The sequence below is a fragment of the Phreatobacter oligotrophus genome, from assembly GCF_003046185.1.
Taxonomy (GTDB): domain Bacteria; phylum Pseudomonadota; class Alphaproteobacteria; order Rhizobiales; family Phreatobacteraceae; genus Phreatobacter; species Phreatobacter oligotrophus.
This window is the reverse complement of the sequence record NZ_PZZL01000008.1, coordinates 205329-219754: the sequence shown is the minus strand read 5'-3', so window position 1 is coordinate 219754 and position 14426 is coordinate 205329. Positions and strand designations below refer to the sequence as shown.

Annotated in this window: 14 protein-coding genes, 1 tRNA gene and 1 pseudogene; 7 read left to right on the top strand and 9 right to left on the bottom strand. The window is 69.4% G+C overall.

What is annotated here, in order from left to right; genetic code table 11:
• Positions 1 to 143, bottom strand: a pseudogene (locus tag C8P69_RS17925) (porin); the annotation flags it as partial.
• 363 nt (positions 144 to 506) lie between these two features.
• On the opposite strand from C8P69_RS17925, the gene C8P69_RS17920 reads away from it, so the two are divergent.
• Together C8P69_RS17920 and C8P69_RS17915 are read left to right on the top strand one after the other, a co-directional pair.
• Positions 507 to 1298, top strand: coding sequence for an SDR family NAD(P)-dependent oxidoreductase (locus tag C8P69_RS17920; protein WP_108178795.1), 792 nt, complete (start codon positions 507 to 509; stop codon positions 1296 to 1298).
• A 154-nt stretch (positions 1299 to 1452) separates the two neighbouring features.
• Positions 1453 to 3261: a cation:proton antiporter domain-containing protein gene (locus tag C8P69_RS17915; protein ID WP_108178794.1), complete on the top strand. Its 1809-nt coding sequence runs from the start codon at positions 1453 to 1455 to the stop codon at positions 3259 to 3261.
• A gap of 55 nt (positions 3262 to 3316) precedes the next feature.
• Here C8P69_RS17915 and C8P69_RS17910 read toward each other — a convergent pair whose 3' ends face one another.
• Together C8P69_RS17910 and C8P69_RS17905 are read right to left on the bottom strand one after the other, a co-directional pair.
• Positions 3317 to 4894, bottom strand: a complete 1578-nt coding sequence (locus C8P69_RS17910) for an ABC transporter substrate-binding protein (protein ID WP_245902115.1) — start codon at positions 4892 to 4894, stop codon at positions 3317 to 3319.
• An 81-nt stretch (positions 4895 to 4975) separates the two neighbouring features.
• Positions 4976 to 6466, bottom strand: a complete 1491-nt coding sequence (locus C8P69_RS17905) for an amidase (RefSeq protein ID WP_108178793.1) — start codon at positions 6464 to 6466, stop codon at positions 4976 to 4978.
• A 206-nt stretch (positions 6467 to 6672) separates the two neighbouring features.
• Here C8P69_RS17905 and C8P69_RS17900 point away from each other — a divergent pair, with 206 nt between their 5' ends.
• Both C8P69_RS17900 and C8P69_RS17895 read left to right on the top strand, forming a co-directional pair.
• Positions 6673 to 7833, top strand: coding sequence for a M20 aminoacylase family protein (locus C8P69_RS17900; RefSeq protein ID WP_108178792.1), 1161 nt, complete (start codon positions 6673 to 6675; stop codon positions 7831 to 7833).
• A 100-nt stretch (positions 7834 to 7933) separates the two neighbouring features.
• Positions 7934 to 9301: a serine hydrolase domain-containing protein gene (locus C8P69_RS17895; RefSeq protein WP_108178791.1), complete on the top strand. Its 1368-nt coding sequence runs from the start codon at positions 7934 to 7936 to the stop codon at positions 9299 to 9301.
• 81 nt (positions 9302 to 9382) lie between these two features.
• Here C8P69_RS17895 and C8P69_RS17890 read toward each other — a convergent pair whose 3' ends face one another.
• The 5 genes from C8P69_RS17890 to C8P69_RS17870 are packed head-to-tail and all read right to left on the bottom strand — an operon-like array spanning position 9383 to position 11762.
• Positions 9383 to 10024 (bottom strand): glutathione S-transferase family protein, encoded by a 642-nt coding sequence (locus C8P69_RS17890; protein WP_245902114.1) that lies wholly within the window; start codon positions 10022 to 10024, stop codon positions 9383 to 9385.
• Complete coding sequence (locus tag C8P69_RS17885) at positions 10021 to 10464, bottom strand: SRPBCC family protein (RefSeq protein ID WP_108178821.1); 444 nt, start codon at positions 10462 to 10464, stop codon at positions 10021 to 10023. Before C8P69_RS17885 ends, C8P69_RS17890 begins: the two co-directional genes overlap by 4 nt.
• Entirely contained in the window at positions 10374 to 10838 is a 465-nt protein-coding gene (locus tag C8P69_RS17880; protein ID WP_108178790.1) for an ArsR/SmtB family transcription factor, read from the bottom strand. The genes C8P69_RS17885 and C8P69_RS17880 overlap by 91 nt, the downstream gene beginning before the upstream one ends.
• Before the next feature lie 42 nt (positions 10839 to 10880).
• Complete coding sequence (locus tag C8P69_RS17875) at positions 10881 to 11468, bottom strand: GNAT family N-acetyltransferase (protein WP_108178789.1); 588 nt, start codon at positions 11466 to 11468, stop codon at positions 10881 to 10883.
• Between the two features lie 3 nt (positions 11469 to 11471).
• Entirely contained in the window at positions 11472 to 11762 is a 291-nt protein-coding gene (locus C8P69_RS17870) for a DUF2917 domain-containing protein (RefSeq protein WP_108178788.1), read from the bottom strand.
• 138 nt (positions 11763 to 11900) lie between these two features.
• Here C8P69_RS17870 and gcvA point away from each other — a divergent pair, with 138 nt between their 5' ends.
• Positions 11901 to 12869, top strand: a complete 969-nt coding sequence (gcvA, locus tag C8P69_RS17865) for a transcriptional regulator GcvA (RefSeq protein WP_108178787.1) — start codon at positions 11901 to 11903, stop codon at positions 12867 to 12869.
• A 58-nt stretch (positions 12870 to 12927) separates the two neighbouring features.
• Positions 12928 to 13018 (top strand) — tRNA-Ser (locus C8P69_RS17860).
• A 30-nt stretch (positions 13019 to 13048) separates the two neighbouring features.
• Here C8P69_RS17860 and C8P69_RS17855 read toward each other — a convergent pair.
• Entirely contained in the window at positions 13049 to 13918 is an 870-nt protein-coding gene (locus C8P69_RS17855; protein WP_108178820.1) for a CPBP family intramembrane glutamic endopeptidase, read from the bottom strand.
• A gap of 242 nt (positions 13919 to 14160) precedes the next feature.
• On the opposite strand from C8P69_RS17855, the gene C8P69_RS17850 reads away from it, so the two are divergent.
• Positions 14161 to 14415 (top strand): hypothetical protein, encoded by a 255-nt coding sequence (locus C8P69_RS17850; protein WP_108178786.1) that lies wholly within the window; start codon positions 14161 to 14163, stop codon positions 14413 to 14415.
• The last annotated feature ends 11 nt before the right edge of the window (positions 14416 to 14426 follow it).

Below are 14426 nucleotides of genomic sequence, written 5' to 3'. Positions count from 1 at the left end.
TCGGAACCCGGGATGAAGAAGAAGCCCGCGCCGTAGGTGTCGCAGATGCGAACGTACTCGGCGGGAGCAGCCTTGCCCGGGAGATCCGCTGCCTGAGCGCCCGAGAGGGCAACGAAGCCCGCCGCAGCGCCGAGAAGAAGGCTCGGAGCGAATCAAACCAACTAAGACGGATGTCCTAAACAAGGGAGATCGTCTGCCTCGGGGGCCTGGGTACAACCCGCGCCAATTGCACCCATTCCACTCGCTTGAGGCGAGTGCCGCCGGGCAACGGGGCTCTGCGATTGCATTTCGACGTCTTCGGGGGGTGTCCGCCCTCCAACCGCATCGCGCTGCGGACGGCCGCGTCCATCACCGTGGCCCGCCGACTCGGAGCTCTCCGCCGGAAAAGACTCGGCGCAATCTGGGACGGTTTTCCGCCCCGCAGCGCCCGCCCTTGCCTCCCTGCCCGCATCCCGGCACCTTGCCGGAAGGGCCACGAAAAAGGCCCATGAGTCCCGAGGAACGCCATGACCGCATCCGCCGCCTCCCCTGCCCCCTCCACCTCGCTGTCCCTTGCCGGGCTCAATGCCCTCGTCATCGGCGGGTCGAGCGGCATCGGCGAGGCGATCGCGCACGGATACGCGGCCGCGGGCGCGCGCGTGGCGATCGCCGCCCGCTCTCCCGACAAGCTCCGCGTCGCCGCCGACCGCCTCGCCGCCGCCCATCCCGGATCGAAGGGCTATGTGGCCGATGTCACCGACATGGCGGACCTCGCGCGCCTTGCCGAGACCGTTGCCCGCGACTTCGGCCCCATCGACGTGCTGGTGCCCTGCCAGGGCACGACCATCATCAAGCCGACGCTCGACTTCACGCCCGAGGAGGTCGAGCACATCTTCCGCACCAACCAGACCAGCGTCTTCTTCTCCTGCACCACCTTCGGCCGCGCCATGGTGGAGCGCGGCAAGGGCGCCATCATCAACATCGCCTCGCTCTCGGCCCATCGCGGCTGGCCGCGCGCCTGCCCCTATGCCATGACCAAGCACGCCATCGTCGGCCTCACCCAGACGCTGGCGGCCGAATGGGCGACCGCCGGCGTCCGCGTCAACGCCATCTCGCCCGGCTTCTTCATGACCGAGCTCAACGCCGCCAAGATGCCGCCGGAGCGCAAGGAGAACGCGCTGCGCCGCACCCCCATGGGCCGCTGGGGCAAGACCGAGGAACTGGTCGGCGCTGCCGTCTACCTGGCCTCGCCCGGCGCCGGCTTCGTCACGGGAACGGTGATCGCCGTGGACGGCGGATACCTCGCCTCCGGTATCTGAAAACCACCTAAGCCTCTGATCTTGTCCAACTTTTCCGTGAGGCGCGGCAACCTGCCGCGCTTCTCGCATTGCCGCGGCCATCCCCCATCCCCATACTGTCGGGAGTGGCAACTTCTGCCGCTTTCCACCGACAATTGATGAGGATTTCGCGCCGATGCCGCATGACACGCCCTTGATCGCCACCATTGTCGCCGGTCTCGGGCTTGCCTTCGTCTTCGGCGCCATCGCCAACCGGCTGAAGCTACCGACCCTCGTCGGCTATCTCCTCGCCGGCATCGTCATCGGCCCGCACACGCCCGGCTTCGTCGCCGACCAGAAGCTCGGCACCGAGCTCGCCGAGATGGGCGTCATCCTGCTGATGTTCGGCGTCGGCCTGCATTTCTCGCTGAAGGATCTGCTCTCCGTCCGCGCCATCGCCATCCCCGGCGCCGTCGTGCAGATGGCCACCGCCACGGCCCTCGGCATGGCGCTCGCCTGGGCGCTGGGCTGGCCCATGGGCGCCGGCATCGTCTTCGGCCTCGCCCTCTCGGTGGCCAGCACCGTGGTGCTGCTGCGCGCCCTGCAAGAGCGCCGCATCATCGAGACCGAGCGCGGCCGGATCGCCGTCGGCTGGCTCATCGTCGAGGACATCGCCATGGTCCTCGCCCTCGTCCTGCTGCCAGCCGTGGCGGGCCTGCTCGGCGGCGAGCCCCTGCCGGGCGCGGCCAGCGACCCGATCGTCCAGTGGCTCGGCCTCGGCGTCGGCGGCGTCGTCCTGGTGACCCTGCTGAAGGTTGCCGGCTTCGTCGCGGTCATGCTGGGGCTCGGCCGCAAGGTCATCCCCTGGGTCCTGCACTATGTCGCCCATACCGGATCGCGGGAGCTTTTCCGCCTCGCGGTCCTCGCCATCGCGCTCGGTGTCGCCTTCGGCGCGGCCAAGCTCTTCGGCGTCTCCTTCGCGCTCGGCGCCTTCTTTGCCGGCATGATCATGAGCGAGTCCGAGCTCAGCCACCGCGCGGCGGAGGAATCCCTGCCGCTGCGCGATGCCTTCTCCGTGCTGTTCTTCGTCTCGGTGGGCATGCTGTTCAATCCGGCGAGCCTCCTCACCGGCGCCTGGCCGATCCTCGCGACGCTGTTCATCATCGTCGTCGGCAAGTCGCTGGCGGCCTTCCTGATCGTCATGGCCTTCCGCTATCCGGCAGGCACCGCCCTCACCATTTCCGCCTCGCTCGCCCAGATCGGCGAATTCTCCTTCATCCTCGCCGAGCTCGGCGTCGGCCTGAAACTGCTGCCCGAACAGGGCCGCGACCTCATCCTCGCCGGCGCCATCCTGTCGATCCTCTTGAACCCGGCGGTCTTCGCCGGTGTCGGCTGGCTGAAGCGCCGCCTCAATCTCTCCGCCGCGCCGCCGCCTGAGGCGGAGCCTGCGGCGCAGGCGGCCCGTCCCGCGGCCATCGAGGAGGACGCACCCCCGACGACGGCGCTCAGCGGCCATACAATCGTCGTCGGCTATGGCCGCGTCGGCAGCCTCGTCGGCGCCGCCCTGCAGCAGCGCAACCTGCCCTATTGCGTCATCGAGGATGCGGCGCGCCCGCAGTCCCGCCTGCATGCGGAGGGCGTGGAGTCCATCAACGGCAATGCCGCGCGGGCGGACATCCTCGCCAGCGCCAATGTCGCGGCGGCGCGGCGGCTCATCGTCGCCATCCCCAATGCCTTCGAGGCCGGCCAGATCGTCGAGACGGCGCGGGCCGCCAATCCCGGGATCAGCATCATCGCCCGCGCCCATTCCGATGCCGAGGTCGATCACCTCACGAGCCTCGGCGCGGGCACCGTCATCATGGGCGAGCGCGAGATCGCCCGCGGCATCATCGACGAGGTCGTGGCGGGCGAAGCACGCTCCGGACCGGCGGCGCCCGGACCGGACGCCGCAAAGCCGACATCGCCCGTGATCCGCGAGGACGCGGCACAGGGCTCGCATATCTGAGACCGGACAGCGGCGGGTGCCTGGACCCGCCGCCTATGGGACCCGCCGTGGGGCCTCAGGCGCGCTTGACGCTCCAGGGATAGGGCGCCGAGCCGTGCGGCATGCCCGTGAGCGTCCTGCGATAGGCGGTCTTCAGCGTGAACTGGCCGAGCGGCACGGTCGCCACCTCTTCCAGCGCCAGGCGACCCAGCGCATGCGCGGCCTTCTTCTGGCCGGCCTCGTCCGGGGCATCGAGCCATTCCTGGGTCAGTTGCTCGGCCTTCGCGCTCTCCCACCAGCCGAACCAGCCGCGGGCGCCCTGCCCGCGCACCAGCAGCGAGGTGGCAGGGGTGCCCCAGCCCGGCGCCGGGCCGGTGGTGTGGAAGATGCTCCAGCCGCCCTTGTCGACCGCCTCGCGGCTGCCGCGGCGCTGGATCACCGTGCCCCAGTCGGTCTCGGCGAGTTCAACATTCATGCCGATGCGCTTGAGGATGTCGGCGGTCACCTGGCCGAGCGGGCCGATGTCCGGGAAGTCGGTCGGGTTGATGATGACCACCTTCTCGCCGGCATAACCGGAGGCCTTCAGCGCCTCGGTCGCCCGGGCGATGGACTGCGGCATCAGGTCTTCCTGCTCGCCGTTGTAGTAGGCCGTGCCCTTCGGCCAGAGGCTGCGGCAAAGCTGCCAGGCCGAGGTGTCGTCGCCCTGAGTCGCCCGCATGTAGTCCTCCTGGAAAACCGCCATGCGGACGGCAGCGCGCACCTTCGGGTTGTTGAAGGGCGGGTGGAGGTGGTTGAGCCGCATGATGGCGATGCGGCCCGAGGCATCGGTCACCTCGCGCACCACGTCGCGGTTGCGGGCGAGCAGCGGCTGGAGGTCGGCCGGCGGGCGCTCCCACCAGTCCATTTCGCCACGGGTGAGCGCATTGGCGGCGGTGGAGGGATCGGGGAGGATGTGCCACTCGATCCGCTGGAAATGGCCGACCTTGCCGCCGGCCCCGCGGCTCGCGGGCTCCGGGCGCGGCACGTAATCGGCGAACTTCTCATAGACCGCCCGGCTGCCGGAATTGTACTCGCCTGCCACGAAGCGATAGGGGCCGGAGCCCACCATCTCCGTCACCTGCCGGTTGGCATCGGTCTTGGCGTGGCGCTCCGGCATGATGAAGGCCGGCGTGTCGGGCTTGCCGAGAGCGTCGAGCAGCAGCGGGAAGGGCTTCTTCAGCTTGAGGTCGAAGGTGCGGTCGTCGATCACCGCCCAGTCATCGACCACGCGGCCGACCAGCTGGCCGAAGGCATCGCGCTGTGTCCAGCGCATGATCGAGGCGATGCAGTCCTGGGCGCGCACCGGCTCGCCATCGTGGAACCTCAGCCCCGCCCTGAGCTTGAACCGCCAGCGCAGGCCATTGTCGAGCACCTCGTGGCCCTCGGCCATCTGGGGCTTCGCCACGAAGTCCATGTCCGCCGCATAGAGCGTGTCGTAGACGTAGTAGCCGTGATTGTTGGTGACGGTCGCCGTCGTCCAGATCGGGTCGAGCGACGACAGGTTCGCCTGCGGGATGAAGCGCAGGGTGGTGCCGCGCCAGTCCTGCGCCAGGGCCGGCGCTGCCACCAGGGTTGCGGCTGCGCCCTTCACCAGCGTCCGTCGGTTCAACATCATCGATCACATCCTCATGGGTCGTTGAAAAGGATCAGGCCGGCGCGGATCGTCGCGCCACGCCGGCCGTCTTGCAATATTGGGTCAGTCGAAACCGAGGAAGCCGGGCATGCCGCTGATGGGCCGGGCCTTGGCGAGCGCCGCAATGTCAGGGACCGGGCGCGCGGTGCGCGTGTCGCCGGCGAGCTCCCGCTCCAGCGCCGCGGCCACCGCCAGCACCTTGGCGTCGCCGCCGCGCGGGCCGACGATCTGCAGGCCGAAGGGCATTCCGGCCCGGTCGAGGCCGACAGGCAGCGAGATGGCGGGATGGCCCACCGTCGTCACCGCATAGGCATTGGCGAGCCAGTGGAAATAGGTCCGTGTCGCCTTGCCGTCGATCTCGGCGGGGAAGAGCTCGGACCAAGGCCTGGGGCTCAGCGTCACCGCCGGTGACAGGATCACGTCGTAGCGGCCGAAGAACTGCTGCCAGGTCTTGTAGAGCACGGTCTGCTGCTTCAGCGCCCGCGTCACGTCGAGGGCGGAATAGGTGAGCCCCTCCTCCACATTGGCGCGCACGTTCGGGCCGACGAGCTCGGGCGTGTCCCTGACACGCTCGTACATGCCGGCCATGAAAGCGACCGAGCGCAGCACCTCGAAGGTCTCGTCCGTGCCGGTGCAGTCGGGCGTCGCCTCGTCCACGGCGCCGAAGAGATGGGCGAAGAGCCCGACCTTCTCGGCGAAGACCTCGCGGATATGCTTCTCCGTCGGCGAGAAGCCGAAATCCGGGGTCACAGCGACCTTCAGGCCCGCGAGGTCGATCTCGGCGGGAACAGCGAAATCCTCGGACCGGCGCACCGCCTTGCCGTGGATCGTCGTCGCCAGCGGATCGCAGGCATCGTCCGAGACCATGGTGGAGAGAAGGAGGCACAGGTCCGGCACGGTCCGCGCCATCGGTCCGAGCACGCTCAGCGGATTCCAGCCGAGCGGGCGCTTGTCGCTCGGCACCAGGCCCGGCGAGGGGCGGAAGCCGACAATGCCGTTGAAGGCGGCGGGGTTGCGCAGCGAACCGCCCGTGTCCGAGCCCGTCGCGATCGGCACCATGCCGCAGGCAAGCGCAACGCCCGACCCGCCAGAGGAGCCGGCAGCCGATTTCGTCGGATCGAACGGATTGCCCGTCGCGCCATAGACGGCGTTGCGGGTGTTGGCGCCGGCACCCCATTCCGGTGTGTTGGTCTTGCCGGCGATGATCGCGCCCGCCTCACGCACCGAGCGGACGATGAGCTGGTCCTCCGGCGGCACTAAATCCTTGAAGATCACGCTGCCATAAGTGGTGCGCAGGCCCTTGGTGTTCTCAAGGTCCTTCACGCCCACGGGAAGGCCGTGGAGCGGCCCCAGGGCATCGCCGCGCATGACCGCCGCGTCGGCCGCTTTTGCCGCTGTACGGGCCGCGCTGTCGTCCCGCGCCACCATGCAGTTCACCGCCGGGTCCACCGCGTCGATGCGGGCAAGGCAGCTCTCCAGCAGTTCCGTCGGCGAGAGCTTCTTCGCCCCGATGAGGCGGCGGGCCTCGATGGCGGTGAGGTCGCAGGGTTCCATGGGGTGGGCACTTTCCGGGCAGGACCAAAGATGCGGCATCCTGTCCGCGACCCGTCCATCGTGCAACGCGGCAAGCGCCAAGGCATGGCTGCCACGCATGGCTCGGCCGTGAGCCGTCCCGCCGCCTGCATGGCCCGCAGCACGAGGCCCGGCTAAGGTTCGCGCTCCGGGGCACCCCTGCCCCTTCCGCGCGTTCCGGATCAGCCATGGCCCTTCCCGACAAGATCATCGCCCTCGCCCCCGAAATGACCGCCTGGCGGCATGATTTCCACGCCCATCCGGAAATCGGCTTCGAGGAGACCCGCACCTCCGAGATCGTCGCCAAGGCGCTGGAGGGCTGGGGCTACGAGGTCCATCGCAATGTCGGCAAGACCGGCGTCGTCGGCCGCCTCAAGGTCGGCTCCTCGCCGCGGTCCATCGGCCTGCGCTGCGACATGGACGCGCTGCCGATGCACGAGATTACCCAGCTCGCCTATCGCTCCAAGTATGAGAACCGCATGCATGCCTGCGGCCATGACGGCCACACCGCGAGCATGCTGGGCGCGGCCAAGTACCTCGCCGAGACCAGGAACTTCGACGGCACCGTGACGCTGATCTTCCAGCCGGCCGAGGAAGGCGTCGGCGGCGCCAATGCCATGCTGGCCGACGGCCTCTTCGACCGCTTCCCCTGCGATGCCGTCTTCGGCTTCCACAATTCGCCGAAGCTCGATGTCGGCAAGTTCGCCATCCGCCCGGGCCCGATGATGGCCGGCGGTGCCTTCTTCGACATCAAGGTGCAGGGCCGCGGCTCCCACGGCGCCCATCCCGAACATTCCGTCGACCCGGTGCTCACCGCCTGCCAGATCGTCACCGCGCTGCAGTCCATCGTCTCGCGCAACATCGGCGCAGTGGACCAGGGCGTCATCTCGGTGACGCGGATCGAGGGCGGCGACGCCTACAATGTCGTGCCTGACACGGCCTGGATCCGTGGCACGGCGCGCTACTTCAAGCCGGAGATCGGCAAGCTGATCGAGGACAACATGCGCCGCATGGCCAAGGGCGTCGCCGCCGGCTTCGGCGCGACGGCCGAAGTCGACTGGCGGCTGATCTTCGCGCCGCTCTACAACACGCCGGAACATGCGGAGTTCGCGGCCGACGTCGCGGCTGAACTCGTCGGCGAGCAGCATGTCGACCGCAACCGCAGCCTCATCATGGGCTCGGAGGACTTCTCCTTCATGCTGGAGAAGGTGCCGGGCGCCTATATCAACATCGGCAACGGCGATTCCGCCCAGGTCCACAATCCCGCCTACGACTTCAATGACAAGCTCCTGCCCTATGCCGCGGCCTTCTATGCCCGCGTGATCGAGAAGAAGCTCGCCGTCGCCTGACGCCCCGCCCGGCGCCGCTTCACCATAGGGAGCGGCGCCGCTTGGCCGTGGGCCTAAGGCCGTGCCACAGTCCACCGACACCGAAGACGGGGATCGGATCATGGACGCCTGGCTCAAGGCTGCGCTCGACTATGTGCCGCGCTGGATCGACTTCCAGGTCCAGCATTTCGACCAGCCGGGCTGCTCGATCGCCATCGCCCATCGCGGCGAGGTGGTGCTGGAGGAGGCCTTCGGCACGGCGGACCTGGGGACCGGCGAGGCGCTCACGCCCCGCCACCGCTTCCGCGTCGCCTCCCATTCCAAGACCTTCACCGCCGCCGCCATCCTGAAGCTGAAGGATCGCGGCCTGCTGCGCCTCGACGATGCGGCCGGCACCTTCGTCCAGGGGCTGCACGAGGACGCCGCCGCCGCGACCCTTTCCCAGCTTCTCTCCCACAGCGCCGGCTATGTCCGTGACGGCGCCGATGCCGGCTATTTCCCCGGCACCCGCCCCTTCCTCACCGCCGCGCAGCTCAGGGCCGAGCTGGCGCTGGCCCCGCCGCTCCCCGCTGGCCAGCGGTTCAAATATTCGAACCACGGCTATGGCATTCTCGGCCTCGTCATCGAGGCGGTGACCGGCGAGCACTACCGCGACTGGATTATGCGCGAGATCGTAGGCCCGGCCGGCCTGACCGAGACCTATGCCGATATCGGGCTGATGAATGCCGGCACACTGGCCAAGGGCCACTCGACCCGCCTGCCCTATGGCCGCCGCCTCGTCATTCCCGGCGATGCGCCGACCGCGGACCTCGCCTCGGCCACCGGCTTCGTCTCGACCGCCGCCGACCTCGCCCGCTTCTTCGCGCAGCTGTCGCCCTCATCGCCCGCGACGCTGCTCTCCCCCGCCGCCCGCCGCGACATGACCCGTCGCCACTGGCGCGACAGCGAAAGCACGCTGGAGCGCTATTACGGCCTCGGCACCATCTCCGGCAGCGTCGCCGGGTGGGACTGGTTCGGCCATTCCGGCTCCTTCGCCGGCACGCTGTCACGCACGGCGGTCTTCCCCGCCGAGGATGTGACGATCTCCGTCCTGACCAATGCCATCGATGGACCGGCCCAGCTCTGGGTCGACGGCATCGCCCAGATCCTCAAGGTCTTCCGCACGCGAGGCGCACCCAGCGCGGAGGTCGCCGATTGGGCCGGCCGCTGGTGGACGCTCTGGGGCGCCATGGACCTGGTGCCGGCCGGCGACAAGGTGCTGGCGAGCCCGCCGGCGCTCAACCCGCCGCTGGCCGAGGTCAGCGAGATCACCGTCACCGGCCTCGATGCCGGCCTCATCACCCGTGCGCCCGGCTTCAACCAGCCCGGCGAGGCGGCGACCCGCGTCCGTGATGCCGAGGGCGAGGTCTCGGAGGTCTGGATGGGCGGCGTCCGCCTGATCGGTGAGTTCGCCTTCGCCGAGGAGGTCGCGACCCGCTTCGGAGGGTGACGCGAAGAAGCCGCTCCGCCACCGGCGGGCGGACCGCCGGCGGGGGAGCGGGCGGAGCCGTTCCCCGGCTCCTGGACCTCGTCAATGCGCGGCGGCAGCCTGCGGAAAGGGATCGAGCCAGAAGGGCAGTGCCTCGAGGCGGGCGTTCCAGTTGGCCACGGCCGGATAATCGGCCAGCGGAATGCCGGCGGCCGCCGCGTAGGGAAAGGTGATCGCGACCGCGACATCCGCGAGGGTCAGGCGATCCCCCACCAGCATGGTCCGGCCCGACAGATGGCGCTCCAGCACGGCGAGCCCCGCCCGCGTCCGCTTGCGAGCCGTCGCATCGGCGGCGGCATCGACGTCGCCCAAGCCGAAATGCGGGCGGATGACATGCTCGAAATAGAGCGTGCCGGCCTGCGGATTGAACTCATGCGCCGCCCAGCTCAGCCAGCGCTGCGCCTCCACCGCCTCGCGCGCAGCCGTTGGCCAGAGGTCCGAGCCGGCGGCGAGCGCCAGATGCATCATGATCGCATCCGACTCCCACAGGACGAGGTCACCATCCACGAGGACGGGCACCTTGCCGTTGGGGTTCAGGACCTTGAAGGCCGGCCCCTTGTGCTCGCCGCGCCCGAGGTCGATCGGGCGAAACGCCACGGGCGAGCGGAGATGCCGCGCGACGAAGCAGGCCTTCCGCGGCATCAGCGTCTCGGCATAGTGCAGCACCATCGATCCATCGGTCATGCCAGGTGCTCCCGCGCGAACAGCGCTTCCAGACGGTTGAGCGAGGCAGTCCAGCCGCGCGTATGGCCAAGGCGGGCAGCCTCGTCGACGAACTGCTCGTGGATGAGGGTGAGCATGCAGCCATCCCCGTCCGGCCGGCAGCGCACCGTCACCTGCGACACGCGCTCCGGCGTCGAACCCCAGAACCACGAGAAGACCAGCCGCTCGCCGGGCACGACCTCCTTGTAGGTGCCGTGCACGTCATGCCGCTCGCCGGCATAGCTGAACCCGACATGGAAGCGGCCGCCGACCCGCACGTCGAGATCCACGACATGCATGTCCTCGGGCGTTCCCGGCCCCCACCAGCGCGCTAGCTGCCGCGGGTCCGTCCACGCCGCGTAGACGCGGGCGGGACTGGCGTTGAGCCACCGCCGGAGGGTGAGGCTGGGCCGGGCGTCGATGCGGCGACCGGGATCGGCGTCGAGGGGGCGGGCTTGGGCGGACATGACTCCTCCTCGAGGAAGGCCTGCAGGCGGTCGAGCTGGCGCGTCCAGAAGATCTGGTAACGGTTCAACCAGGCCATCGCCTCCTCCATGGGATCGGCGTTCAGCTGGCAGAAGACGGTGCGCCCGGTCTTGGTGCGAGTCACCAGGCCGGCCTCGGCCAGCACGTCCAGATGCTTCATCACCGCCGGCAGCGACATGGCGAAGGGCCGAGCGAGATCGCTGATCGACAGGGCGTCTGCCTCGCCGAGACGGGCGAGCAGAGCCCGCCGGGTCGGATCGGCGAGAGCCTGGAAGGTTCGGTCGAGGGGTGCGGCCTGTTGCTTAACCATGTTGTTTAGTTATGACCGCAGAGCCGCGCCTGTCAAGCGGCCTCACGCCGCAAGGCCCAGCGCCTCCCGGCCCGGGCAATGGTCCAGCGGACGCGTGATCGCCAGCAGCCGCGCATCCTGCCGGTGGGAGGCGACGGCAAAGCCCGCCGCCTGGGCGAGGGCGCGCATGCGGTGGTTGGTGTGGAGGAGCTCCCCGGTCAGGTGCCGCGCGCCGGCTGCGGCGGCGCGCAGGCCGATGCTCGCAAGGATGCTGCGGCCGATCCCCCTGCCCTGCCATGGATCGGCGACCGACAAAGCGAGCTCGGCGTTCGCCCCGTGGGCATCAAGCGCCAGCACGCCTTCACCGACCAGCAGCGGCGCGCCATCGTCGAGGCGCTCGACCGCCAGGCCGGTGACCGGGCCGTCGGGATGGCCGATGAGGCGGAGCGCCGCCGCGGGCGTCAGCTGCGCCAGGCCGCCGAGGAAGCGGTTGCGCCGCGAGGCCGGCGACAGGCCCGCCACATGCTCGCCGAGGCGCTCGGCCTCCTCCGGTGCGAAGGGCCGAATGCGCACGAGGTCGCCGGCGCGGGTGCGGAACAGCTGGACGGGAGCCGCGGCGACGCTGCGGGGAACCGGACGGTGCGGGTCCATGGCTCAGGCCGCCCGGCGGGCATCGTCCGCGGCCGGCTCGGCCTCGGCAACCGCATCGGCCGCACGGGGCCAGTCGATCTCCGCCGCCGCAGGCCCGGCAATGGCGCAGACGAGGGTGAGGCCCTCGCGATCGACGACGAAGTCCTCGCCGACCTCCAGCAGCACGTCGCGCGGATCGTCGGCAAAGGTCAGCCACAGCACGCCGCTGCGGCAGGTGACGCGCGCCCCGACCTGCTCCAGGCGAACGATGCCGCCCCGCTGCAGATAGACGCGATCGGTCATGTGGTCGGCCATGGCCGCCCCCTTTGCAATGAGGATTGGGAATGTCAGACTGATGGGGCGGCTGCGATGCCCTGCCCGTGACACACAGAATGCAGGCCTCTTCGCACCTGCACAAACGATCAATTCTCACGCAATGCATGAGGTGAAGGAATGGCAAGGAAGCGCTATGACCTGCCGCCGCTCGGCTTCGTGCAGGGTTTCGAGGCAGCCGCCCGCACCCTCTCCTTCACCCGTGCCGCGGACGAGCTGGCGCTGACCCAGTCGGCGGTGAGCCGCCAGATCAAGACGCTAGAGGAGCACCTCGGCGTGACGCTCTTCGAGCGCCGCCACCGGGCCCTCGCCCTCACCGAGGACGGCCGTGCCTTCCACCGCATCGCCACCGACGTGCTCGACCGGCTGCAGGGCGGCATCAACCAGATGCGCGCCCGCCATGCCGACAACCAGCTGGCGGTGACCACCGTCTCGGGCTTCGCCTCGCTCTGGCTCATCCCGCGGCTGAAGCGCTTCACCCGCCTCCACCCGCATGTCGATGTGCGCATCGTCGCCAATGACCGCATCCTCGACCTCGAGCGCAGCCAGATCGACCTCGCCATCCGCTACACCAAGACGGAACGCGCCCCGGCCGGCGCCGAGCGCCTCTTCGCCGAGGACATCCTCCCCGTCTGCCACCCCTCGCTGGTGACGGATGCCGCCGCGCCGCTGCGACAGCCGGAGGACCTCGCGCGCCACACGCTCCTCCACCTCGACTATCACGGCGCCAGCCGCACCTGGTTCGACTGGGGCACCTGGCTGACGGCGCTGGGCATCGAGGACCTGAAACCCGCGGGCTCCCTGCGCTTCTCGCGCTACGACCAGATGATCCAGGCGGCAATGGACGGCCAGGGCGTGGCGCTCGGCGTCTCGCCGCTGATCAACGAGGCGATCCGCTCCGGCACCCTCGTCGCGCCCTTCGACCGCCAGGTCGACGGCCCGCATGGCTATTATCTGATCCGCTCCAGCGCGGGCGCGGCCAAGCCGCAGGTGGCGGCCTTCGTCGCCTGGCTGCACGAGGAGGCGGCCGATGACCTCGTCGCCGAGCCCCTCGCCGAGCTCGCCATCCTGCAGGGCGCGATGGTGTGAGCAGTGCTGCCGCCCGCCTTGCAAATCAGCGGCGGGACGGGCATAGAAGCGCCCCAACGGAGACGTGGCCGAGCGGCTGAAGGCACTCGTTTGCTAAATGAGCATACCCCAAAAGGGTATCGAGGGTTCGAATCCCTCCGTCTCCGCCATTTCCCGAATCCCAGCGATCCGCCCTACCCTCACCCGCCCCGCGCCCATGGCGGCGGGACGATCCTGCCACGCCGCACAGCCATCACCAGCAGCGTGATGCCGGTGGCGGTGCAGAGCGCGAAGGCGATGACCGAGGATTCCAGGCCGAAGCTGCCGCCGGTCAAGAGGTCCGGCCCGCTGATGATGGGCCGGATGAGGCCGGGGTCCGCGACGCTGCCCGACACGATGCCGGAAAAGACCGCCGACTGGGTATAGTTCCAGGCCATGTGGAAGCCGATGCTCAGCCAGAGCCGCCGCGTCAGCATATAGGCGGCGGCCAGCAGCAGGCCGGCCTCGACGCTGATGAAGATGGCGCCCGTCAGGGTCGCGGCGGGATTGACGAGGTGCATCAGGCCGAACACCGCGGACGAGACGATGAGCGAGATCCAGCTCCCGAACAGGTCCTCGACGGAGCGAAACAGCACGCCGCGGAACAGCAGCTCCTCGAAGACGCCGGAATGCAGGGCGAAGGCGAGGGCCGGAATGAGGAAGGTCCAGGGATTGAACCCCTCGATCCGATAGATCCCGAGGGCCATCAGGATCGCGACACAGGCGGTGTAGAGCCCGGCCCCTACGACAAGCCCCGCGCCCCATTCCCTGGCTGCGCCGGCGAGTGCGAACTCGTCAGAGGGCCGCCCTTCGATCAGGCGCGCATAGGCCACGTAGACCGCGATGGCCGCCGCCACCATCCCCGCCACGACGGCAATCGACGTGAGCGTGTCGCCCTTCAACTGCTCCATGAAGCCGCCGCTGATCGCCATCAGGGCGAACAGGGCCCCGCCGAGGACGATGAGACGCGTCAGCGGGAAGCGGATGATGCGCAACCACAGCGGGGGAGTCGTGGGGGACGGCGTCGTCATGGCCAGTTCCGGCAAGCCGCGCATTGGTCGCGCTGAAGAGACGATCCCACGGCACGATCTCCAGGAAGGGCCGATGAACCCCAATCCGATCCTGTACATCGATACCTGTCAATCGCGAGGGCCTGAGTGCCGGGCTGCGGCGAAACCTTGGGCCGCCACGAGCGCGCACGGACCGTTAACCCTCCCTTGACCACTCCATCCTTACGCTCCGTCATGTCAACCTGACATGACAGGACTCCCCCATGGCGATCCCGCAAACCGACAACGTGGTCGCCTTGCGCGCCGTCACCGCATCAGCGGTGGAGACCACGCCGCTCCTGGCCGCCACAGCCGCCATGACCCAGGCGCTCGAGCGCTTCGCCGCTGCCGCCCAGGGCATCAGCGCGGCGACGGTCGAGGACGAAGCACGCGCCCGGCTCATGACCAGGCTCGGCGAGATTGCCAGCCAGGCCGCCGAGTTGCAGCTTGCCATCGTGAGCCTGCATTTCGGCCTCTGACGCGGCCTGCC

What these genes read in the sequence shown, in the direction of transcription:
- C8P69_RS17920 (WP_108178795.1), top strand. Translation starts at nt 507, where the DNA reads ATGACCGCATCCGCCGCCTCCCCTGCCCCCTCCACCTCGCTGTCCCTT.
- C8P69_RS17915 (WP_108178794.1), top strand. Translation starts at nt 1,453, where the DNA reads ATGCCGCATGACACGCCCTTGATCGCCACCATTGTCGCCGGTCTCGGG.
- C8P69_RS17910 (WP_245902115.1), bottom strand. Translation starts at nt 4,894, where the DNA reads ATGATGTTGAACCGACGGACGCTGGTGAAGGGCGCAGCCGCAACCCTG.
- C8P69_RS17905 (WP_108178793.1), bottom strand. Translation starts at nt 6,466, where the DNA reads ATGGAACCCTGCGACCTCACCGCCATCGAGGCCCGCCGCCTCATCGGG.
- C8P69_RS17900 (WP_108178792.1), top strand. Translation starts at nt 6,673, where the DNA reads ATGGCCCTTCCCGACAAGATCATCGCCCTCGCCCCCGAAATGACCGCC.
- C8P69_RS17895 (WP_108178791.1), top strand. Translation starts at nt 7,934, where the DNA reads ATGGACGCCTGGCTCAAGGCTGCGCTCGACTATGTGCCGCGCTGGATC.
- C8P69_RS17890 (WP_245902114.1), bottom strand. Translation starts at nt 10,024, where the DNA reads ATGACCGATGGATCGATGGTGCTGCACTATGCCGAGACGCTGATGCCG.
- C8P69_RS17880 (WP_108178790.1), bottom strand. Translation starts at nt 10,838, where the DNA reads ATGGTTAAGCAACAGGCCGCACCCCTCGACCGAACCTTCCAGGCTCTC.
- C8P69_RS17875 (WP_108178789.1), bottom strand. Translation starts at nt 11,468, where the DNA reads ATGGACCCGCACCGTCCGGTTCCCCGCAGCGTCGCCGCGGCTCCCGTC.
- C8P69_RS17870 (WP_108178788.1), bottom strand. Translation starts at nt 11,762, where the DNA reads ATGGCCGACCACATGACCGATCGCGTCTATCTGCAGCGGGGCGGCATC.
- gcvA (WP_108178787.1), top strand. Translation starts at nt 11,901, where the DNA reads ATGGCAAGGAAGCGCTATGACCTGCCGCCGCTCGGCTTCGTGCAGGGT.
- C8P69_RS17855 (WP_108178820.1), bottom strand. Translation starts at nt 13,918, where the DNA reads ATGACGACGCCGTCCCCCACGACTCCCCCGCTGTGGTTGCGCATCATC.
- C8P69_RS17850 (WP_108178786.1), top strand. Translation starts at nt 14,161, where the DNA reads ATGGCGATCCCGCAAACCGACAACGTGGTCGCCTTGCGCGCCGTCACC.